This is a genomic window from Hyphomonas sp. (genome assembly GCF_037969335.1).
Classification (GTDB): domain Bacteria; phylum Pseudomonadota; class Alphaproteobacteria; order Caulobacterales; family Hyphomonadaceae; genus Hyphomonas.
The window spans coordinates 35,962-57,028 of record NZ_JBBKXE010000081.1 but is presented as its reverse complement, the minus strand read 5'-3'; the positions used below and the strand labels follow the sequence as shown (position 1 = coordinate 57,028).

Sequence of the window (21,067 nt, the reverse complement as noted above, 5' to 3'; positions counted from 1 at the left end):
TGCGGACGCCGTGAAAGTCGGGATCGGGCCAGGCTCGATCTGTACGACGCGGATCGTGGCGGGCGTCGGCGTGCCGCAGCTGACGGCGATTGAGCAGTGCGCGAATGCGGCGCAGAAATCCGGCATCCCGATCATTGCCGATGGCGGCATCAAGTTCTCGGGCGACTTTGCCAAGGCGCTGGCCGCCGGCGCAGCCACCGCGATGATGGGCAGCATGTTTGCCGGCACCGAAGAAGCGCCCGGCGAAGTGTTCCTGTACCAGGGGCGCAGCTACAAGGCGTATCGCGGCATGGGCAGCCTCGGTGCGATGGCTCGTGGCTCGGCAGACCGCTATTTCCAGAAGGATGCAGCCGCCGACAAGCTGGTGCCGGAAGGCATTGAGGGCCAGGTGCCGTTCAAGGGGCCGGTCGGTCCGATCCTGCACCAGATGGTTGGCGGCCTGCGCGCTGCGATGGGCTATGTCGGCGCCAAGGATATCGACGAGCTGCACAAGAAGGCCGAGTTCGTGCAGATCACCGGTGCGGGCCTGCAGGAAAGCCATGTGCACGACGTGATGATGACGCGCGAGTCGCCGAACTATTCGGTGAGCCGGGGGTAGTTTTCACCAAACCGAAAGCGACTGCATTTGGTTTTGTGGACCGCGTTTCGTTTGGCAGGAAAACGCGGCAATTCTGATCCACGCGCACGGACCTCGTCCTTCGACTTCGCTCAGGATGAGCTCCTTGGAGAGCGTGCCCTGTTATCGCATCATCCTCGACCAGGCGCCGGTTTGAGCCTGTGCGGCGAGTGTGTTGGCGACCTGCATTCGGGCGCGGGTCCTGGGGGCTAGTTTTGGGCTCGGTTCCTGTTTTCGGTGACGCGTGTTCTCCATATGCGCGAATTGAGGGCTGTTTGCCGTTTTTAAATCCCCTCACAGATGAAACTTACGTAAAAATACGGGGTATGGCGTCGGACTTGCGGCGGTCTGGCACGGCGTTCCATCCCGGGAATTTGATGGGTGGGCGCGTCGCGACACAAAGGAGAATATCCGATGGGCTGCCGAAGACATGAAGCGCGTGCCGCATTTGGCTACAATGCCAAGGGCGAGTTGAAGAAAGTCGTCTGGATTGACGAGACGTTCGGCATGACCGAACGGCTGGCCAAGAGCGAATGCGCCATGGCCGGGCTGAGGACAGCCATCCTGGACGAGCAGGACGCACGTGCGCTGCTCAAAAAGTATCCGGACTGGACCTGGCGCAAACGGCGCGCTCAGCGCGGTGATCGCCACATCGCTTCAAGCGCCGGAGAGTTGTCGCCGACTTCGAACAATTTCATCCGCTCGAAACCGTGGCTCACATAGAAGCCGGTATTGGCGGGATTTGAGTTCTCGAGATAGGCGGGCAGGCGGGCCTCGTCGCAAGCGGCGAGCATGGGCCGGATCAGCGCCTTGCCGACGCCCTGGCCGCGCGCCGATTTGCGTGTGCCAATCGTAAACAGATACATGTGCGGCTCATCCGGATGATTGGCGTCCATTGCCTCGCCCGCCGTGATCGCGCGTTTGACCGCGCCCTTCGTCCCCCAGCGGGCAACGCCGGCCGCCAGCGCGAGCATGGACAGGGTCGGCAGGTTGCGATTGGTCTCCGATGTGCACCACATGGCCGCGCCGCCATCGCCAGCCAGATAGCATTGCCCGCGTTTAGAATAGACGTCCCGCGCCAGTACGGTGAAAGCGGACTGGATGGCGCGCGACCTGCCGAAAATCCATTCGTTGACCGGATCTTCGAAGAAGGCTTCGGCAGTGATATCGCCGAGTTGTCGCCAGTCGGCCGGGGTTGCAGCGCGGACGCCGGTTGGCAGGTCCAGTTCCATCAGATGCCTTTCAGCGGGGGGCACCGGGGAATCCCTCGAGCAGGGCAACCTTGCTGGTCGCCCCTTTGTGACGATGGGAGGCAAGGGCCTGGTATTCGGTGCAGTGGTACCATTCCAGCGCGATCTCCTTGCTGGGAAATTCGGCGAGGACGGTACGGGTGCAGCTCCAGTCGCCTTCCAGGACATGCGCGTTTTCGTCGACGGACAGGAGGCGACCGTCATAGCGGTTGAAGACGTCCATGAAGCCCTGCTCGTATTTTCCGTAGGTTTCCCTGTCCGAAATCGTGATCTGGGCGACGATGTAGACGGCCACGACGGCTCCTCTATGCGGTAAGACCTCAGTGTAAGATTACACAATATGCAGTGTCTATTTGTTTCCTTGTTAGTGAAGCGCGCGTAAAGCGTCCAGCAGACGATGAAAAAAGGGTGACACATGCGGAATGGCGGTCGGATCAGCGCAGCAATCGAGGTTTTGACGGACGTGCTGGAGCGGCACCAGCCGGTCAAGACAGCCATGCGCGACTGGGGCAAGAGCGCGCGCTATGCGGGCAGCAAGGACCGGGCGATGGTGTCCGGCCTGGTGCTGGACGCGCTGCGCAAACGCAATTCAGTTGCCTATCGCATGGATGACACAAGCCCTCGCGCGCTGGTGCTGGGCACGCTGGGCTTTGCCTGGGGCTGGGATCTGGACCAGATCGACGCGGCAGTAGCCGATGAGCACGGCCCCGAGGCGCTGACGCCGGACGAGCGCGCGCGCCTGACTGGCGAGGCAGACCCGGCTGCGCCCCTGCATGTCCAGGGCGATTTCCCCGAATGGATGACGCCGATGATGGCGCGCGTCTTTGGCGATGATGTGGCTGCCGAGACGCAGGCCATGGCGGTGCGGGCCGATGTCGACCTGCGCGTCAATACGCTGAAAGTGGACGCCGAGAAGGCGGCCTTTCCGCTGAAGAGCGCCGATGCGGAACCGTCGCGCCTGCTGCACAATGCCTTCCATATTCCGGCGAAGGACCCGAGCGAGCGCGAAGCGAGCCTTGAGAGCATTCCGGCCTATTCCAAGGGCTGGGTGGAAGTCCAGGATGCGGGCAGCCAGATCGCGGCAGCGGCGGCGAACGCCCAGCCGGGCGAACAGGTGCTGGACTATTGTTCCGGTGGCGGCGGCAAGACGATTGCGCTGGCCTCCCAGATGAAGGGCAAGGGGCAGATCTTTGCCTATGACATTGACGGCAAGCGCCTCAGCGCGCTGATCCCGCGCCTGAAACGGTCGGGCGCGACCAATGTGCAACTGGTGCACCCGAGCGAGCCGGTGCAGCTGGAGACGCTGACCGGGCTGATGGATTGCGTGTTCGTCGACGCCCCTTGCACGGGGACCGGCACATGGCGGCGCCGGCCGGATTCGAAATGGCGGATCAAGCTGGGCCAGATGCAAAAGCGTATGGCCGAGCAGACGGATATCCTTGCCAGCGCGGCCGCCTTTGTGAAGCCGGGCGGACGGATGGTCTACGCGACCTGTTCCTTCCTGATGGAAGAGGACGAGGACCGGGTGGCGGAATTCCTGGAAGCCCATCCGGAGTTTACTGAAGAGGACGCAGCCGACGCGGCGATTGCCTCGGGCCTGCTGACGGATGAGGGCGCGAACGTGGTTCAGCGCTTCCGCATGCCGACAGGCAGCGTGCGCCTGACACCGCACCGTGCCAGCACGGACGGGTTCTTCTTTGCGGTGCTGCGCCGGGCCTAGTTGCCGCTGATGACGGCCTCTCCGGAATATTGCGCGATGGCACCGAGGAGTTTGGTGACTTCCGCGCGTTCCTGAAGCGAGAGTTCCGGACGCCAGATGTCGAAAAGGAGGACGACCCGCGTCTGGTCGGCTTCGTTCTTTGCCTCGTGTTCGATGCTGTCGTCAAAGATGACGATTTCACCTTCGGTCCAGTGATGCGTCTGGTTGCCGACACGGAGCCAGGCCGGGCCGGGCACCAGAAGGGGCAGGTGGCAGATCAGGCGTGTGTTGATGAGGCCGTGATGCGGCGGGATGGCTGCGCCGGGTTTCAGCAGCGAGAACAGTACCGACGGTGCCTGTCCGGGCAGGTAATCCAGTGGCAGGTTTTCGAACGCCGCCGCCGTCACCGGGCAGCGGGCGCAATTTTCCTCGACGCGGGCGCCGTCTTTCCAGAGGTAGAAGGCGCTCCAATCGTCATTGCCGACAAGGTCGTGGCTTTTGACGTGGGGCTTGCGTTCGTCGCGTTCGAGATAGGGCCGGAAGGCAGCATGGTCGGCGAGCACGGCACGCAATTCCTGCTGGATGGCGGGCGTTTGCGCTTCGAGGGCCGGGGCCCAGTCGAAATCGGTCCGGTCATAAAACTGGATCTGCGGGAGTTCGGGGAAATAGTATTTTGTTGGCTGCTGGAGATGAATCTGCGCCTTGCCGAGCAGGATATCGACCGACTGGTCGAACCGCGGCGAGCGGGATGCAGGCGGAATCTGCGCGGCGATGAAGGCTTCGTACCCGGCCGCATATTCGCCGAGGCGTGCGGCGGCGCGCTGGAGGCCGGGCTTGAAGGCGTCCGGTATGGGACCGCCCTGCATCTGCGCGACCTGCATGGCACCGCCATAGGCCCGGCTGGCGTCCTGTGTCTTGCCGGCGGTGTGCTGGACGTCGCCGAGGAGGAGGAGGGCGCCAAGGTCTCGCGGGGATTCCTGCAGGATGGATTGCAGCGCGGTTTCGGCTTCGACAAACTGGCCGTTGCGGGCGTGGTTGAAGGCAGCCTGCTTGCGGGCGTCGAGTGTGAGCGTGTTGGTCATGGGGCGACTTGGCCGGATGCGGGGCGCTGCGTCAATACGCAGGTGCGTACAGGGGATGTGGACGAATCCCTTCGGTTCGGCTAAGCGGCGCCATGACAGAGCAAAGACACGAACGCGCCCTTATCGTCGACTTCGGCAGCCAGGTGACGCAATTGATCGCCCGGCGCCTGCGCGAAAGCGGCGTCTATTGCGAAATCCACCCGTTCAACAAGGTCGATAAGGCCTTTCTTGAATCCTATGACCCGCAGGCGATAATCCTGTCAGGCGGACCCTCGAGTGTGTATTCGGACAATGCGCCCATGGCCGACATGGCCATCTTCGAAGCCGGTATCCCGGTGCTCGGCATCTGTTACGGCCAGCAGGTGATGATGCACCAGCTGGGCGGCAAGGTGGAGGGCGGTACCAGCCGAGAGTTTGGCCGGGCCTTCATCGAGAAGGTCGTGGACGATCCGTTCCTGGAAGGCCTGCTGGACAGCGGCGAGCATGAACAGGTCTGGATGAGCCATGGCGACCATGTCGCCGAGATGGCGCCCGGCTTTGGCGTGATCGCCAAGTCGCCGGGCGCGCCCTATGCGATCATCGCGGACCCGGAGCGAAATTTCTACGGCACGCAATTCCACCCGGAAGTCGTGCATACGACGCATGGCGCGCAGATATTGCGCAATTTCACGCATGGCGTGGCCGGCCTGAAGGGCGACTGGACAATGGCAGCTTACCGGGCCGAGGCGGTCGAGAAGATCCGGACGCAGGTCGGCAAGGGAAAGGTCATTTGCGGCCTGTCGGGCGGCGTGGATTCGTCAGTCGCGGCCGTGCTGATCCATGAGGCGATCGGCGAGCAACTGACATGCGTCTATGTCGACCACGGCCTGATGCGCGCCAATGAGAGCGAAGAGGTCGTGAGCCTGTTCCGCGAGCATTACAATATCCCGCTGGTGCATGTGGATGCGTCGGATCTTTTCCTTGGCAAGCTGGCTGGCGTGTCGGACCCTGAGCGCAAGCGCAAGATCATTGGCGGCCTGTTCATCGACGTGTTCGAGGCCGAGGCGAAGAAGATCGGCGGGGCGGATTTCCTGGCGCAGGGCACGCTGTATCCGGACGTGATCGAGAGCGTCTCGGCGCTTGGCGGACCAAGCGTGACGATCAAGAGCCACCACAATGTCGGCGGCCTGCCGGAACGCATGAACATGCAGCTGGTCGAACCGCTACGCGAATTGTTCAAGGACGAAGTGCGGGCGCTGGGCCGCGAGCTGGGGCTGCCGGAAGCCTTTGTCGGACGCCATCCGTTCCCGGGGCCGGGCCTTGCGATCCGCATTCCCGGCGAGATCACGCGCGAGAAGGCCGATACGCTGCGCAAGGCGGACCTGATCTATATCGACGAGATCAAGAAGGCCGGCCTGTACGATGAAATCTGGCAGGCGTTCAGCGTGTTGCTGCCGGTGAATACGGTTGGCGTGATGGGCGACGTGCGCACCTATGAGGCCGTGCTGGCCCTGCGTGCGGTGACGTCTACGGACGGCATGACGGCGGATTACTATCCGTTCGAACATGCTTTCCTCGGCCGGGTCGCGACGCGGATCATCAATGAGGTGAAGGGCGTCAACCGGGTCGTCTATGATGTGACCAGCAAGCCGCCCGGCACGATTGAGTGGGAGTGACCGCGATGAGCATGCCGCAGGCACAGGATTTCCTGGATGAGAGCAAGGCGCTGCACGCGCTGCTGGCACCGCTGGACGATTCCGCCTTCGGGCAGGCGACCGCGTTCAAGGCGTGGACCTTCAATGACGTGCTGCGCCACCTCCATTACTGGAACTGGATGGCGTGGCTGCAGCTGAATGACGAGTCGGTCCTGGTCGCCCAGATGGATGCGATTGCGCGCGCGGGCGGCATGCGGCCGGTCGAGGCGGCGCATGTGGACAATGCGGTCGGGCAGGCGCTGCTGGCGCTGTGGATTGCCCAAGCCGAAGCGACAGCGAAAGCCTACGAGTCGGCGGACCCCAAGGCGCGCCTGAAATGGGTCGGGCCCGACATGAGTGCGCGTTCGTCGATCACGGCGCGGCTGATGGAGACGTGGGCGCACGGGCAGGAAATCTATGACCAGCTCGGCGTCGTGCGTCAGAATGCGGACCGCATTCGCAATATCGTCGTGCTCGGGATCAATACGTTTGGCTGGACGTTCAAGAACCGCAAGCTCGACATACCGGAGCCCATGCCGCACGTTGTGCTGACGGCGCCCTCCGGCGAGGTGTGGGCCTATGGCGAAGCGGGCGGGACCAACCGCATTGAAGGCTCCGCGGAAGAGTTCTGCCAGGTCGTGACCCAGACGCGGAATGTGGCCGATACGCGCCTCGTTGTGACGGGCCCGATTGCCACGCAGTGGATGGGTTTCGCGCAATGTTTCGCCGGCAAGCCCGAGACGCCGCCTGCGCCTGGCATGCGCAAGACGCTGGATCTATAATCGGCGCGAAACAAGGCGTGAATTATCCCCCGGTGCGTGAAGAATTCGCATAATACATGCAAGTGTTGGCGCGTTCTTGAAGATTGCTGTTAAGTCATCGTCATGGATGCAGAGCGTACAGGCAAGAAACCGGTATGGGCGCGACTTGTTGCGCCTTTCAGGGATCAGACGCAGACCGTTGCCGTAACGGCGCGGGACGGTGCGCGTATTGATCAACTGACGGGCCTGCGGTTCTTTGCGGCCCTGCTCGTGTTCATGAGCCATTTCAAATGGGAAAATTCCTGGAACATCGTCGGCAAGATGGCGCAACAGGGATCAATTGGCGTCAGCTTCTTTTTCGTGCTGTCGGGATTTGTGATCAGCTATTCGTATGGCTGGCGGCTGCGGAGCGGTGACATATCAAGGGCCAAGTACTTTGCGCTGCGCTTCGCCCGGCTGTGGCCTTTGCACTTCCTGACCGGACTTCCGTTTGCCGCGTTCCTGATCTGGAAAGGCTGGCTGAACCTGCCGAATTATGGCGTGAACCTCCTGTTCCTGCAGAGCTGGGTGCCATCGACGGACTGGCACTATGCCTATAACGGCCCGTCCTGGTCGCTGTCGAACGAGATGTTCTTCTATACAGCCTTTATCGGATTGGTGATGCTCGGTTCGCGGCAGAAGCTGTGGCTGTATGGCGGGCTGGTCGCGCTGGTCGCGTCGGCGATGGTGCTTGTCTACACCTATATTCCGACCCTGAACGTTGGCGGCAACCTGCCGCTGGCGGAATGGATGTTCTACATCTTCCCGCTGTTCCGGCTCGACGAATTCCTGCTGGGCATGATCATCTTCGATCTCTGGCGTACGGGGAAGTTCCGGGCGTCAGCGCTGTCATATGTCACAATCCCGCTATTGCTGGCGGCGATGTATTTCGGCGCCCGGTACGTGGCGGAACCGCTATTGTACCATTTCTACTACACGCCTTTTGTTGCCCTGCTTCTCGTGTCGTTTCTTGACGGGTCGTCTCTTCCGATCCGATTCTTCTCGTCACGTATTGCCGTGCTGTTGGGCGAGGCATCGTTCGCATTTTACCTGATCCACAAGCCGCTGGTCGATATTGGCGAACGGGCCCGCCTCAAATTCGGGCTGTTTCCATCCGACCTGGTCTTTGTGATCGTGATGCTGGTGCTTTGTATCGCCGTGGGACTGGCGACCCATTTGCTGATCGAGAAGCCGGTCGGACGCTTCCTGCGCCAGCGTATCAACCGCATGAAATTCCTGAACAGGGCCTGATGCCCCTGAGGGAGCGGTGGACAAATCGCCTTCTGCCTGCCAGCACAGCGGGTAAAGCAACACAGTCAGGGACAAAAGACATGTCGATCCTCCTTCTCGAAAAGCGCGGCCCCATAGCGATCATGACGCTGAACCGGCCGGACATGATGAATGCGCTGGGGCAGGCAGGCGACGGGCCGGCCGTGGCGGCAGTTTGCGCCGAAGTCGTGGCTGACAAATCAATCCGATGTGCCGTGCTGACAGGGGCGGGGCGCGCCTTCTCTGCGGGCGGAGACGTCAAGGCGATGAAAGAGCGTTCCGGCGCGTTCGGCGGCAAACCGTACGACGTGCGCGGCGGATACCGCGACAATATCCACGTGATCGTGCGGTCGCTGTATAATATGGAAGTGCCGCTGATTTCGGCCATCAATGGCCCGGCCATCGGCCTTGGCTGTGATGTGGCCTGCATGGCGGACATAAGGCTGGCGGCGGACCATGCCAAACTGGGTGTGACCTTCCTGAAGCTGGGCCTGATCCCCGGCGATGGTGGCGCGTGGCTGTTGCCACGCCTGATCGGTGCGTCACGGGCAGCGCAATTGCTGTTCACCGGCGACGTGATCGATGCGGCGACGGCGAAGGAATGGGGCCTTGTGTCCGAGATCTATCCGGCGGACGAGCTGATGGGCGAAGCGATGAATCTGGCCGAACGCATCGCCGGCCAACCGCCACAGGCGCTGCGCCTCGCCAAGACGCTGATGCGTCAGGCCAATACCGCGTCCTATGACACGATCATGGAAATGTCGGCCGCTGCGCAGGCGCTGATGCACGAGACCGAGGACCATATCGAGGGCGTCAACGCGATCCTCGAGAAGCGCAAGCCCGAGTTCAAGGGCCGCTAGATTTCGCCGCGCACGTCCTTGATGACGCCGGAAAAGTCGAGGCCGCCAAAGCCTTTTTCGTCCAGCTTGGCATAGATCGCCTCGGCCATTTCGCCGAGGCGAATGTCGGCGCCTGACGCCTTGGCCGCTTCGGCGGCGAGGTGGAGGTCCTTCAGCATCATCGCAACAGCAAAGCCGGGCTGGTAGTCGCGGTTGGCAGGCGATGTGGGAACAGGGCCGGGCGCTGGGCAGTAAGAGGTCATGGACCAGCACTGGCCGGAGGCTGTCGATGCGATGTCGAAGAATGTCTGCGCGTCGAGGCCGAGTTTGTCGGCGAGGTTGAAGGCCTCGGCGGTGCCGATCATCGAGATGCCCAGCAACATGTTGTTGGCGATCTTGGCGACCTGACCGTTTCCGCTGCCACCGGCGTGGAAGACGTTCTTGCCCATTTTTTCGAGCAATGGCCTGGCGCGGGCAAAGCCGTCATCTGGCCCGCCGCACATGAAGGTGAGCGTGCCGGCCTCGGCACCTGCTGTGCCGCCGGACACGGGCGCGTCGACCATGGTGAAGCCAGCGGCCTCCGCTTGGCGTGATGCCTCACGTGCGTCTTCGACGGCGATGGTGGAGCAGTCGAGGAAAAGCGTGCCCTTGGGCGCATGCGCGGCAACGCCATCGGTGCCGAAATAGACGCTGAGGACGTGTTTGCCGGCGGGGAGCATGGAGACGACGACTTCGGCATCGCTGACCGCTTCGGCGACGCTGGCAGCGCCTTTGGCGCCGGATGCTTCCGCTTTGGCAACGGCCTCCTTGTTGAGGTCAAAGGCGCAGACCTGATGGCCTGCTTTTGCGAGATTGGCGCACATGCCGGCGCCCATGTTGCCGAGGCCAATGAAAGCGATGCGTGTCATGATGTTTTCCTAGCGGTCCTTGAAGTCTGGCGGGCGTTTCTCGGTGAAGGCAGCCATGCCTTCCTTCTGGTCTGCTGTGCCGAACAGGCCCTGAAACAGGCGGCGTTCGAAGCGGACGCCTTCTGTCGTTGGCAGTTCGAGGGCGCGTCCGACCATCTCCTTGGCGGCCATAAGCGACGGCAGGGAATAAGACGCGATTTCCTTCGCGGCTTTCATGGCTTCTTCCATCAGCGTGTCGTGCGGGACGACGCGGGAGACGAGGCCGATGCGATCCGCTTCAGTGCCATCGATCATGCGGCCAGTGAGGACCATGTCCATGGCCTTGGCCTTGCCGACGGCCTTGGTGAGGCGGATTGAGCCACCCATGCCGGGCGTGACGCCGAGCTTGATCTCGGGTTGGCCGAATTTGGCCTTGTCGGACGCGATGATCAGGTCGCACATCAGCGCGAGCTCGCAACCGCCGCCGAGGGCGAAGCCGTTGACCGCCGCGATGACCGGCTTGCGACTGGCAGCGAACCGGTCCCAGCCGGCGAAATAGTCTTCCATATACATGTCGGAGAAACCCTGCGGCTGCATCTCCTTGATGTCGGCGCCAGCGGCGAAGGCACGGCCTTCACCGGTGAGGACGGTGACAGCGATCTCCGGGTTGCGGTCGATTTCAGCAAACAGGGCGGCGATCTCGGCCATCGTCTCGGCATTGAGCGCGTTGAGGCTTTCAGGCCGGTTCAGGGTCACGAGCGCGACGCGATTTCCATGCTCGAAAGTGATCGTGTTGTAGTTCGCCATATTGCTTAACCCATGGTTGGAATGATGAAGGCCTGGTCGCCGATGTCGTCGCCTTCGGGCCAGCGCTGGGTGACCGTTTTGATCTTCGTCCAGAATCGCACGCCTTCGGGGCCGTGCTGGTTGGTATCGCCAAATGCCGACCGCTTCCAGCCGCCGAACGTGTGGTAGGAGACCGGCACCGGGATCGGCACGTTGACGCCGACCATGCCGACATTGACCTGAGCGGCGAACTCGCGCGCGGCCCGGCCGTTTGAGGTGAAGATGGCGCAGCCATTGCCATATTGGTGGTCGGATGCGAGTCCGGCGGCTTCTTCCAGCGTTTCGGCCCGCACGACCTGCAACACGGGACCGAAGATCTCTTCCTTGTAGGACTGCATGTGTGGTTTCACATTGTCGAACAGGCTTGGGCCGACAAAGAAGCCGTTCTCGTGTCCCTGCAGCGTGTGGCCGCGGCCATCCATCAACAGGTCAGCGCCTTCGTCGATACCCATCTGGATGTAGGACTCAATCTTGGCCTTGTGGGCGGCGGAGACGACGGGGCCGTAATGGGCGTCCGTGCCTGTCGAGATTCCAACTGTGAGACCGCGTGCGGCTTCCAGCATGCGCTCAACGAATTCGTCGCCGGTCTTCTTGCCGACTGTGACGGCCACCGGCAGGGCCATGCAGCGCTCACCAGCTGAGCCATAGGCCGCGCCGACAATGTCTTTCACGGCCTGTTCCATGTTGCAGTCCGGCATGATGATGCCGTGGTTCTTGGCGCCGCCCATGGCCTGGACGCGCTTGCCGTGGGCCGTGCCGGTTGAATAGACGTATTGGGCGATATCGGAGGAACCAACGAAGCTGACAGCCTTGATATCGGGATGCGTGAGGATGGCGTCGACCGAGACCTTGTCGCCATGGACGCAGTTGAGGACGCCTGCCGGGGCGCCGGCCTCGAGGAACAGCTCGGCGAGGCGCAGCGGGACCGACGGGTCTTTCTCGGACGGCTTGAGGATGAAGGTGTTGCCGCAGGCGATGGCGACAGCCGACATCCAGCAGGGGATCATGGCGGGAAAGTTGAATGGCGTGATGCCGGCGACGACGCCGAGCGGCTGGCGCATGGAATAGACGTCGATGCCGGGACCGGCGCCTTCGGTATACTCGCCCTTCTGCAGGTGGGGGATACCGCAGGCAAACTCGACGACGTCGATGCCGCGCTGAACGTCGCCCTTGGAGTCGGCGACGACCTTGCCATGCTCGGAGGAGAGCAGCTCGGCGAGATCGTTGATATTGGCTTCAAGCAGGCGCTTGAACTCGAACATGACGCGGGCGCGGCGCTGGGGGTTCATCATCGACCAGGCCGGGAAGGCGGCCTTGGCGCTGGCGACGGCGGCGCCGAGTTCGGCCTCGGTCGCAAGCTGGACCCGCGCCTGCACTTCGCCAGTGTTGGGATTGTAGATGTCGCCGAAGCGGCCGGACTTGCCGACGACCTGTTTGCCATCGATGAAATGATGAACGTCACGCATGGGCAGGGATCCCTTTGATTGCCATTTTCCACCAGTTTAAGACCAGTGTTTCTTCTGGTAAATGAAGATAAATGCAGCTTATACCTGTGTTTTTGCAGGTAACGTAAAATGAATTGGGACGACCTGAAGCTATTCCTCGTGGTGAGCCGCCAGCAGAAGCTCGATCTGGCGGGCGCTGTGCTGCATCAGGATCCGACCACGCTCAGCCGGCGTCTGCGGCGGCTGGAATCCGATGTCGGCCAGACATTGTTCGAGCGGACGCGGCGCGGGCATGTCCTGACGCCGGAAGGCGAAGCGCTGGCCCAACGGGCCGAAGCCATTGAGGCGATCACGCTGGGCATTGGTGACACCGGAGACGGCGAACGATCTCTGGTGGGGAAGGTGCGGCTGGGCGTGACGGAAGGATTCGGCACGGCCTTCATCGCGCCGGCGCTGTCGGAATTCGTCAATGAGTGGCCGGGGATCGAGATTGACCTGATCTCGCTGTCGGGCCTGGTGAGCGTGCCGAAGCGCGAGGCCGATATGTCGGTGCTGCTGACGCGCCCGAAAGCCGGCCGTATGAAGGTGCGCAAGCTGACCGACTATGCGCTGCAGCTTTATGCGAGCAAGGACTATCTCGCGGCGCGCGGACCGATTGCAACAGTTGACGCGCTGAGTGATCACAAGCTGATTGGCTATGTCGACGACCTCATCTATTCGCCGCAGTTGCGCTATTTCGATGATGTGCTGCCGGGCCTGCATCCCGGATTGTCGAGCCCGAGCATCATCGCGCAGATGGAAATGACCCGGGCAGGATCGGGGCTGTGCATCCTGCCGAAGTTCATTGCGAACCGTCACGCCGATCTCGTCCCGATCCTGCAGGCCGAGATCGATGTGAAGCGGTCGTTCTGGCTGGCGATCCATGAGGACGTCGCCGGACTGGCGCGTATCAAGGTGCTTTCAGACTATCTCGCAAGGCTCGTCAAAATGCGGCAGGCCGAGTTTTGATGAGCCGTTTGATGCGAAACGAGATCAGGCAACAACCGAAGCGTCGTACATGGCCTTGATCTCCGCCTCGGAGATTCCGAGTGATGCGAGTACCTCTTTCGTGTGTTCGCCCATTTTTGGCGACGGTCCCTTGGGGCCATCGTCGGCGCCGGGGAACCTGACGGGTGAGGCCGGGGCAGGGTAGGTTGATCCGTCGCCCTTGGCGCTCGGTGTCTGGACGATCGCACCGGAGGCGAATGCCTGCGGATCCTGCGCCACGTCGGCCAGTGTCTGGACCGGAGCCCAGGCAATCGCATTGGCATCGAGGCGTGCGGAAATTTCCTCGCGCGTATATTTGGCAAAGCCTTCGTCGATGAGCGCGACGACGTCTTCCATATGCTGGCGACGCCCTTTTGCTGTGACGTAGCGCGGATCTTCGGCGAGGTCCTCGCGATCGATCACCTTGCACATGGGAACCCAGTCGACATCGCCCTGACGGGCCACGATGCAGATCCAGTGATCGTCGCTTGTCTTGTAGAAATTCGAAATCGGGACAATCTGTTCGGTCCGTCCCTTGGTCGACGCGATGCGTCCGAAGAAGAGCTGGATCGCGAAATCGGAGCCCATCGCATAGAGGCCGGTGCGAAACAGGGAGGCTTCGACGAGGCGGCCCTTGCCGGTGCGCTGGGCTTCGACGAGCGCAGCGCAGATGCCAGCCGCTGCCGACATGGATGTCGTGTGGTCACCAAACGCCGTGCGAAGCGCGAAAGGGTCCTGGCCTTTGGGAATGGTCAGCCGGGCGACGCCTGTACGGCTCCAGAAACTGGCAATGTCGAAACCGGGGCGGTCAGCATCCGGGCCTTCGAGGCCATAGCCGGTCAGCGAACAATAGACGAGTTTCGGGTTGAGGCTGCGTAGGCTCTCATGGTCCATGCCGGACCGGGTGAGGCCACCGGGGCGGACATTGGTGAGGAAGACGTCGGCGTCGGCTGCAAGCTTGCGGACGATTTCCTGGCCTTCCGGCGTGGTCGTGTCGACGACTATGGATTTCTTGCCGCGATTGTCGAAGTCAAAGACCGGATTGTCCTGGTAGTCCGTGCCGATGGTGCGGAAGAAGTTGCGGATCGGATCGCCGCCCGGGGGTTCGATCTTGATCACATCAGCGCCCCAGTCAGAGAGGATGCACCCGGCACCCGGCGCTGCCATATAGGTGGCGTATTCAATGACTTTCAGACCTTCGAGCATTCCTGGACCTCTGACCTTGTTCCTAATATTCTTGGACGAGGTTTGGACGCTGGACGCTCAAAAGGGAAGGGGAGGGGCGATCGCACGGCCCTGTTGACCTCGCGACAAGCGCCGGAATTCCATCCGGGTCAATGCATTCAGAAGGTGAAGTCGGGCAATTTGTCGATGGCCTGTTTGAGCGCATTGCCCCAGTCCGATGAGATCGCGTGAAAGTAGGGATCGTCGGACGGTATCCGGCGCTGGATGCCGGTCTCGAAGGTGTCGATCCTGTAGGCGTGCAGGTCGAGCGGCATGCCGACAGCCAGATTGGCCTTCAGGGTCGAGTCGAACGAGACGTAGAGCAGCTTGATTGCGTCCTCGAAGCTCATGGCCGTATCGAAGGCGCGCAGGATGATGGGGCGACCGTACTTGGTTTCTCCGGCCTGGAAGAAGGGAGTCTCGTCGCTGGCCTCGATGAAATTGCCTTCGGGATAGACCAGGAAGAGGCGGGGCTCCATGCCCCGGATCTGGCCCCCGACGATCATTGTCGCGCCGAACGTGCTTTCGGCGGTCTGGCCTTCTTCGGCCTGGGTGTGGATTACTTCCTTCAGCGTATCCCCCACGAGCCGGGCGACCTGGAACATGGTCGGCGCCGCCAGCAGGGTCTGCTTGCGGTCGGCTGGAATGACGGAGCGTTCATTGAGCAAGCTGACCACGGCCTGTGTCGTGGCGAGATTGCCGGCCGTCATGATGGTGATGACCCGGTCACCCTCGACCGACCATGTGAACATCTTCCGGAATGTCGATATATTGTCGACGCCGGCATTTGTCCGGGTATCCGACATGAAGAGAAGGCCCTGATCGAGGCGAAGCGCGACGCAGTAGGTCATGCAAATCTTGTCCTGGTTTTCGGCGATTTCATCCAGCGTTACTGCTGGACCTGCAAGGAGACAAGCAGCGATTCAGCGGCGCCACCAAACACGATTCCGGAAATCGGCGCGGCTTCGTCATAGTCTAGCCCCGTGGCAACCCGGACATAGCGTTCATCGGGCGAAATGACGTTCGACACATCAAAGCCGATCCAGCCGACATCTGCCACATAGGCTTCGGCCCAGGCATGGCTTGCCTCCTGCTGAATGCGGTCGTCCATCATCAGGTATCCGCTGACATAGCGCGCCGGGATGTCGAGCAGCCGTGCGGCGCTGACAAAGGTGTGGGCATGGTCCTGGCAGACGCCATGGCCAACCTTGAGGGCCTCTTCGGCCGTCGTTCCGGAATCCGTGCGGTCGGTTTCATAGGCGATGGCTTCACGGATGGTGGCCGACAGGTCGTGCAGGCGCCGTATCTGGTCCGGGTTATCGGGCATATCGGCCGCGAGCTTGCGGATCAGCTTGCCCGGCTGAGTAAGCGGCGTATGGCGCTTGTAGTACCAGAGGGGCGCGAAACCCGAATGCGGTCCGACAACGCCGTTCGTGGGTAACGTGTCGACGGTGCCGGAACAGGTGATGGATATTTCCTGCTGGCCGGCATCGAGCCCGATTAGTTGCACCCGGTTTCCGTGCTGGTCGTCAAAGGCGCATTCTTCGCGACCACCTTCGATTTCGATTGTCCAGCTTTCGATCGATTGCATGGCACAGGATTTCGGAGTCAGCCGGATCTGCTGCAGTCCGTAAGGCACGGGCTGGTCATAGGAATAGTGCGTCTTGTGGCTGATAAGCAGTCGCATGGATTATTCGTAAAACCTGTAATCTGTTTCGATCTGGGAGGCGAGCGCCGCATTGTCCCGCAAGAACTCGCGAATGAATTCGTGGAGGCCGGATTCAATGATGTCGTCGATCGATCGCCCGGTGAGGCCTGCTTCAAGCGCGGATGCCAGGTCGTGGCTGGGACGGCGGTCGCCATAGTCGTTTTCGAGGTTGGCGAGGCAGGCAATCAGCTCATCATAGCAGAACGCCAGCGAGCGGGGCATGCGGGCGTCGAGGATGAGGAATTCCGCGATCGTTTTCGGGTTTGCGTTGCCGGGGTTGAGCCAGTGGAACGAACGGTCGGCGGAGGCTGACCGGAGGATCATTTCCCATTGGACATTGTCGAGTGAGGAGCCCACCGGCGCGCCGGTCGGGAGGAGGACATAGTATTTTACGTCGAGGATGCGCGCTGTATTGTCAGCCCGTTCGATCAACGCCCCGATCCGGGAGAAACTGAAAATGTCATTACGAAGCATCGTACCCTGCAGTGCGCCGCGCACGAGCGCGCTTTGCTGGCGGATGCTGGACAGCACAGCTGGAAGTTCGCTTTGGGACACTGGCCGCTTCAGCATGTCCTGCGACAGCATCCAGCCATCATTGACGGCTTCCCAGACTTCCCGCGTCAGCGCCGTGCGTGTGGCCCGGGCATTGTCGCGCGCCATCTGCATGACCGAGTAGACGCTCATCGGGTTGGTCTTGTCACGCAGCAGGTAATCGACCGCATTGTTCGGCGTGACGGTTTCGTGCCTGGCGAGATAGGCATCGCGGCACCCGACGGTGGTGAGGACCGACGCCCATTCGTCTTCGCCTGACGCCGCCCGCGTCAGCGCCATGCGAAAGCCCGCTTCGACGAGGCGCGCGGTGTTTTCGCTGCGCTCGAGAAAACGCGATAGCCAGAATAGTCCGCCTGCGGTCTTGCCTAGCATCGGGTCATTCCTCCAGCACCCAAGTGTCCTTGGTCCCGCCGCCCTGGCTGGAATTGACCACGAGCGAACCGGCCTTCATGGCGACGCGCGTCAGGCCGCCCGGCGTGATGTCGATACTGTCAGGCGAGACGAGCACGTATGGCCGGAGGTCGACGTGGCGCGGCGCAAGGCCCGCGCGGGTCAGGACGGGGACTGTCGAAAGAGCGAGTGTCGGTTGGGCAATATAATTGGACGGGTTCGCCTCAAGCTTGGCACGGAAGGCGGCCAATTCGCGCTTGCTCGCGGCAGGGCCCACCAGCATGCCATAGCCGCCGGAGCCGTGCACTTCCTTGACGACGAGTTCGTCGAGATGCTCGAGCACGTATTTGAGCGTGTCCGGTTCGGAGCAGCGATGTGTCGGGACGTTCTTCAGAATCGCCGCTTGGCCTGTGTAGAACTCGACGATTTCCGGCATGTAGGAATAGATCGCCTTGTCGTCGGCAATCCCTGTGCCGGGCGCGTTGGCGAGGGTGATGCCGCCTGATCGGTAGACATCCATGATGCCGGGTACGCCGAGCAGGGAGTCGCGATTGAAATTCAGCGGATCGATATAGTCGTCATCGATGCGGCGGTAGAGCACGTCGACTGGCTGGTAGCCTTGCGTCGTCCGCATCGAAACGCGGCCATCGACAACGCGCAGATCGTGACCTTCGACGAGTTCCGCGCCCATCTGGTCTGCCAGGAAAGCGTGTTCGAAATAGGCTGAATTGTGCAGCCCGGGTGTGAGTACCGCGACCGTTGGGCGACCGGAACACTTGGTCGGTGCGCACTTGCTGAGCGAGCGGCGAAGCTGTGTCGGATAGTTTCCGACCGGCTGGACCTTGATGCGCGAGAAGAGTTCCGGGAACATCTTCAGCATGGTCTCGCGATTTTCGAGCATGTACGACACGCCGGACGGCGTTCGGGCATTGTCTTCGAGGACGAAAAAATCGTCTGCGCCTGTACGCACCAGATCGGTGCCGACGATGTGGGTGTAGACGCCTCCGGGAGGCGTGACACCGATCATCTGGGGCAGGAAGGCGGCGTTTTGCGAAATCAGGTGTTCAGGGATGCGTCCAGCCTTGAGGATTTCCTGACGGTGATAGATGTCATGGAGAAAGGCGTTGATCGCTTTCACGCGCTGTTCGATGCCGCGCGCCAGAAGGCGCCATTCCTTGCCATCTATGATGCGGGGGACAAGGTCGAACGGGATGAGCCGTTCGTCGGCTTCCTTGCCGCCATAGACGTTGAAAGTGATGCCCGTTCGCCGAAAAAACTTCTCGGCTTCGCGGGACTTCTTGTGGAGGTCGCTGGTTTTAACCGAGTTCAGCCACTCGCAGTATTGAGCATAGGGTTGACGTGCGGATCCGTCCGGATGACGCATTTCGTCAAAGAAATCAGGTTTTTCGCCCATGAATACAGAACGCACCACTTTGTGAGCACTTGCAAGGGTCGCCATGCTGTTGCGGACGACGTGGCAACCGTTGAATGCGTTTTCAGCAAACTCCGAAATGCCTGCTCACAAAGCGACCAATTTGCTTGGTCAGGGCGTCAAAACGGCGCTCGACGCGCCAAGCCTGCGGCGCGTCGCAATCAGCCTGACTGCGCTTTGGCCGCCCCGAGAGGGCTGCCTTCAGCTTACTTGAAGGCGCATCCGGACTTCAGTCCAACCGCCTTGAAGACGAGAGCCGCCGGGCAAAATCCCGTGAATGATGCCTGGAACAAGTTGAGGCCTGCGAAAGCGACCAGCAGGAACCACCATGGCGAAACCCAATAGCCAAGACCGAGTCCGGCGAGGATGACGATGCCGGCGAAGGCAAAAACAGCGCGATCAATATTCATAAGAACTATCCTTCTTGATTACTTGAATTGTGTTTAGGCGGTCGACAGGGCGGCCTCGATCCAGCGGGTGAGACCAGGTCCTGTTTGCGCGCCGGATTGATGAGCAGCCTGACGGCCGTCATGATAGGCGATCAACGTCGGCACGCCGCGTATCCCAAGGCTTGCGGCGGCGGGCTGATTGTCGTCCGAGTTCAGCTTGAACAGGCGGACGCGGTCAGCAAAGGCGCTCGCCGCCTGATCATAAGCAGGTGCCATCATTTTGCAGGGCCCGCACCAAGGCGCCCAGACATCGACAATGAAGGCGCCCGTGTCATGGGCTTGCAGGCGCGCGAGCCTTGCACCATCAATTTCAACCGGGTGAGGCGTTGCGAGCGATGCTGCGCATCTTCCGCATTTTCCAGCGGATAGTGGCCGTCCACGCGGCGCGCGGTTCAGGGTGCCGCACTGGTGGCAGACAAGGGTCGTGGACGGATCAAGGGAGGTTGTCATCGTACCAGGCTTTCAGTGTTTGATCTTGTGGGTCTTCAACAGGCTGAGCGCCACGTTTTCATAGAATGTTTCGGCGTGTCCCGTGCGAACCTTGCGCAGGAAATACTTCTCGAACGCGACCTTGGCGGTGTGGACCCAGCCGCCCGACGCAGACCAGTTGACGTTGCGCGGCGGAATCTGCGGTTGGGCAATGAAGGCCACGCCGCCATCGCCGAAATCAGCAATACATATGGCGTTCCACGTCGCTTCATGGGTTGGCTCCTTGCCTTTGCGCAGGGCCCCAAGGTTTTCCGCAACAGCGTTCACCATCGACTCAATCATGAACCCGGTCTTCGGCACACCGACGGGTACAGCTGTCTTCCCGACGGGCGGTATGGCAATGCAGACACCTATGCCGAAAATTTCCGGGTATTTCGGGTTACGCTGGTGTTTGTCGGTGATGATGAAGCCCTTGGGGTTCACGAGGCCTTCAATGTCTCTTACGGCCGCAACGCCGCGAAAGGCCGGAAGCATCATCGAGAATTTCATCGGCAGGTCGTGCTCGGTCTTCACGCTACCGTCTTCATTGAGCTCTTCAACCAGCATGCGGGTGGCTTCAATTTTCTTGACCCGCGCATTGGTGATCCACTTGATGTGGCGGTCACGCATCTCGCTTTCGAGCAGGCCTTTCGTGTCGCCGACACCGTCGAGACCCAAGTGACCGATATAGGGTTCGGACGTCACGAACGTCATCGGCACCCGGTCGCGAATCTTGCGCTTACGCAGTTCGGTTTCGATGATCATCGCCGTTTCATAGGCCGGCCCGAAGCACGACGCGCCCTGCACGGCACCGACGATCACTGGGCCAGGTTCATCACAAAGCGCCTCAAACGCGGCGTGACCGGACTGGGCGTGGTCAATATGGCAGACGGACTGGGTGAAGCCGACCCCGGGGCCAAAGCCCTCAATATCGTCGAATGCCAGTTCAGGGCCGGTGGCGATGACGAGATAGTCGTAGGGGACGCTGGACCCATCTGACATCAGAACCGCCCTAGCTTCCGGATCGACCTTTTTTGCTTCACCAACAATAAGCTGGACGTGGCGCTTCTTCATCGGCTTCGCCAAGTCGACCAGAATGTCTTCGCGCTCCCGCCAGCCGACGAGGACCCAAGGATTGGACGGAACGAACTGGTAGAAGCTGTTCTCGTTAATAACGATGACTTCGTCCTGCTTGGGGACTTCCTTGCGGATATTGTAGGCGGCGATGACGCCACCCAGACCCGCGCCGAGAACAACCACTCTTGCCATTGACGTCTCCTTTATCTTGCAGCAAAGGTCTCTTAGTTTAGAAGATCATAAAATACGCAATAATACGGATAGGGGCCAGATAACGATGACACTATCCTTCCCAATGTTGCGCAGCTTGCGCGAAATCATGTCAGGAAAAGGGG

At 61.3% G+C, this 21,067-nt stretch carries 22 protein-coding genes; 8 read left to right on the top strand and 14 right to left on the bottom strand.

Annotated elements, in window-relative coordinates; genetic code table 11:
- Both AADA04_RS06680 and AADA04_RS06675 read left to right on the top strand, forming a co-directional pair.
- Window positions 1–598, top strand: a 598-nt coding sequence (locus AADA04_RS06680) for an IMP dehydrogenase (protein WP_340692473.1), incomplete at its 5' end; no start/stop codon positions are given.
- Window positions 599–1,030: 432 nt separating this feature from the next.
- Complete coding sequence (locus AADA04_RS06675; protein ID WP_340692472.1) at window positions 1,031–1,339, top strand: hypothetical protein; 309 nt, start codon at window positions 1,031–1,033, stop codon at window positions 1,337–1,339.
- Here the strand turns inward: AADA04_RS06675 and AADA04_RS06670 are convergent.
- Together AADA04_RS06670 and AADA04_RS06665 are read right to left on the bottom strand one after the other, a co-directional pair.
- The gene (locus AADA04_RS06670; RefSeq protein WP_340692471.1) at window positions 1,249–1,872 is read right to left on the bottom strand and encodes a GNAT family N-acetyltransferase; all 624 of its coding nucleotides are present in this window, start codon (window positions 1,870–1,872) and stop codon (window positions 1,249–1,251) included. The genes AADA04_RS06675 and AADA04_RS06670 overlap by 91 nt on opposite strands.
- Window positions 1,859–2,161 carry a DUF1330 domain-containing protein gene (locus tag AADA04_RS06665; RefSeq protein WP_340692470.1) on the bottom strand — a complete coding sequence of 101 codons (303 nt, stop codon included), beginning with the start codon at window positions 2,159–2,161 and terminating at the stop codon, window positions 1,859–1,861. The genes AADA04_RS06670 and AADA04_RS06665 overlap by 14 nt, the downstream gene beginning before the upstream one ends.
- A gap of 120 nt (window positions 2,162–2,281) precedes the next feature.
- Here AADA04_RS06665 and AADA04_RS06660 point away from each other — a divergent pair, with 120 nt between their 5' ends.
- Entirely contained in the window at window positions 2,282–3,586 is a 1,305-nt protein-coding gene (locus tag AADA04_RS06660) for an RsmB/NOP family class I SAM-dependent RNA methyltransferase (RefSeq protein ID WP_340692469.1), read from the top strand.
- Here the strand turns inward: AADA04_RS06660 and AADA04_RS06655 are convergent.
- Window positions 3,583–4,647: an aspartyl/asparaginyl beta-hydroxylase domain-containing protein gene (locus AADA04_RS06655; RefSeq protein WP_340692468.1), complete on the bottom strand. Its 1,065-nt coding sequence runs from the start codon at window positions 4,645–4,647 to the stop codon at window positions 3,583–3,585. The genes AADA04_RS06660 and AADA04_RS06655 overlap by 4 nt on opposite strands.
- 92 nt (window positions 4,648–4,739) lie before the next feature.
- On the opposite strand from AADA04_RS06655, the gene guaA reads away from it, so the two are divergent.
- The 4 genes from guaA (at window position 4,740) to AADA04_RS06635 (ending at window position 9,249) form a co-directional block, all read left to right on the top strand.
- On the top strand, window positions 4,740–6,302 hold the full coding sequence (gene guaA / locus AADA04_RS06650; RefSeq protein WP_340692467.1) for a glutamine-hydrolyzing GMP synthase: 1,563 nt from the start codon (window positions 4,740–4,742) through the stop codon (window positions 6,300–6,302).
- 5 nt (window positions 6,303–6,307) lie between these two features.
- Window positions 6,308–7,102, top strand: a complete 795-nt coding sequence (locus AADA04_RS06645; RefSeq protein WP_340692466.1) for a TIGR03084 family metal-binding protein — start codon at window positions 6,308–6,310, stop codon at window positions 7,100–7,102.
- Window positions 7,103–7,204: 102 nt separating this feature from the next.
- A complete protein-coding gene (locus AADA04_RS06640) occupies window positions 7,205–8,371 on the top strand; it encodes an acyltransferase (protein ID WP_340692465.1) in 1,167 nt (388 codons plus the stop codon).
- 80 nt (window positions 8,372–8,451) lie between these two features.
- Window positions 8,452–9,249, top strand: a complete 798-nt coding sequence (locus AADA04_RS06635; RefSeq protein WP_340692464.1) for a crotonase/enoyl-CoA hydratase family protein — start codon at window positions 8,452–8,454, stop codon at window positions 9,247–9,249.
- Here the strand turns inward: AADA04_RS06635 and mmsB are convergent.
- The 3 genes from mmsB to AADA04_RS06620 are packed head-to-tail and all read right to left on the bottom strand — an operon-like array spanning window position 9,246 to window position 12,427.
- Window positions 9,246–10,136 carry a 3-hydroxyisobutyrate dehydrogenase gene (gene mmsB / locus AADA04_RS06630; protein WP_340692463.1) on the bottom strand — a complete coding sequence of 297 codons (891 nt, stop codon included), beginning with the start codon at window positions 10,134–10,136 and terminating at the stop codon, window positions 9,246–9,248. The genes AADA04_RS06635 and mmsB overlap by 4 nt on opposite strands.
- A gap of 9 nt (window positions 10,137–10,145) precedes the next feature.
- Window positions 10,146–10,922: an enoyl-CoA hydratase-related protein gene (locus AADA04_RS06625; RefSeq protein ID WP_340692462.1), complete on the bottom strand. Its 777-nt coding sequence runs from the start codon at window positions 10,920–10,922 to the stop codon at window positions 10,146–10,148.
- 5 nt (window positions 10,923–10,927) lie between these two features.
- The gene (locus AADA04_RS06620) at window positions 10,928–12,427 is read right to left on the bottom strand and encodes a CoA-acylating methylmalonate-semialdehyde dehydrogenase (RefSeq protein WP_340692461.1); all 1,500 of its coding nucleotides are present in this window, start codon (window positions 12,425–12,427) and stop codon (window positions 10,928–10,930) included.
- Between the two features lie 108 nt (window positions 12,428–12,535).
- Between AADA04_RS06620 and AADA04_RS06615 the strand changes: the two genes are divergently transcribed.
- Window positions 12,536–13,414: a LysR family transcriptional regulator gene (locus tag AADA04_RS06615; protein WP_340692460.1), complete on the top strand. Its 879-nt coding sequence runs from the start codon at window positions 12,536–12,538 to the stop codon at window positions 13,412–13,414.
- 24 nt (window positions 13,415–13,438) lie between these two features.
- On the opposite strand, the gene AADA04_RS06610 is transcribed toward AADA04_RS06615, so the two are convergent.
- The 8 genes from AADA04_RS06610 to AADA04_RS06575 form a co-directional block, all read right to left on the bottom strand.
- The gene (locus tag AADA04_RS06610) at window positions 13,439–14,638 is read right to left on the bottom strand and encodes a CaiB/BaiF CoA-transferase family protein (protein ID WP_340692459.1); all 1,200 of its coding nucleotides are present in this window, start codon (window positions 14,636–14,638) and stop codon (window positions 13,439–13,441) included.
- A 137-nt stretch (window positions 14,639–14,775) separates the two neighbouring features.
- Window positions 14,776–15,507 (bottom strand): proteasome-type protease, encoded by a 732-nt coding sequence (locus tag AADA04_RS06605; RefSeq protein WP_340692458.1) that lies wholly within the window; start codon window positions 15,505–15,507, stop codon window positions 14,776–14,778.
- A 38-nt stretch (window positions 15,508–15,545) separates the two neighbouring features.
- Complete coding sequence (locus AADA04_RS06600) at window positions 15,546–16,343, bottom strand: transglutaminase family protein (protein WP_340692457.1); 798 nt, start codon at window positions 16,341–16,343, stop codon at window positions 15,546–15,548.
- 3 nt (window positions 16,344–16,346) lie between these two features.
- On the bottom strand, window positions 16,347–17,288 hold the full coding sequence (locus AADA04_RS06595; protein ID WP_340692456.1) for an alpha-E domain-containing protein: 942 nt from the start codon (window positions 17,286–17,288) through the stop codon (window positions 16,347–16,349).
- Between the two features lie 4 nt (window positions 17,289–17,292).
- Window positions 17,293–18,720, bottom strand: a complete 1,428-nt coding sequence (locus AADA04_RS06590; RefSeq protein ID WP_340692455.1) for a circularly permuted type 2 ATP-grasp protein — start codon at window positions 18,718–18,720, stop codon at window positions 17,293–17,295.
- 224 nt (window positions 18,721–18,944) lie between these two features.
- Window positions 18,945–19,148, bottom strand: coding sequence for a DUF2892 domain-containing protein (locus AADA04_RS06585; RefSeq protein ID WP_340692454.1), 204 nt, complete (start codon window positions 19,146–19,148; stop codon window positions 18,945–18,947).
- Window positions 19,149–19,181: 33 nt separating this feature from the next.
- A complete protein-coding gene (locus AADA04_RS06580) occupies window positions 19,182–19,637 on the bottom strand; it encodes a thioredoxin family protein (protein ID WP_340692453.1) in 456 nt (151 codons plus the stop codon).
- A gap of 12 nt (window positions 19,638–19,649) precedes the next feature.
- Window positions 19,650–20,924 carry an FAD/NAD(P)-binding oxidoreductase gene (locus AADA04_RS06575; RefSeq protein ID WP_340692452.1) on the bottom strand — a complete coding sequence of 425 codons (1,275 nt, stop codon included), beginning with the start codon at window positions 20,922–20,924 and terminating at the stop codon, window positions 19,650–19,652.
- Window positions 20,925–21,067: the final 143 nt, after the last annotated feature.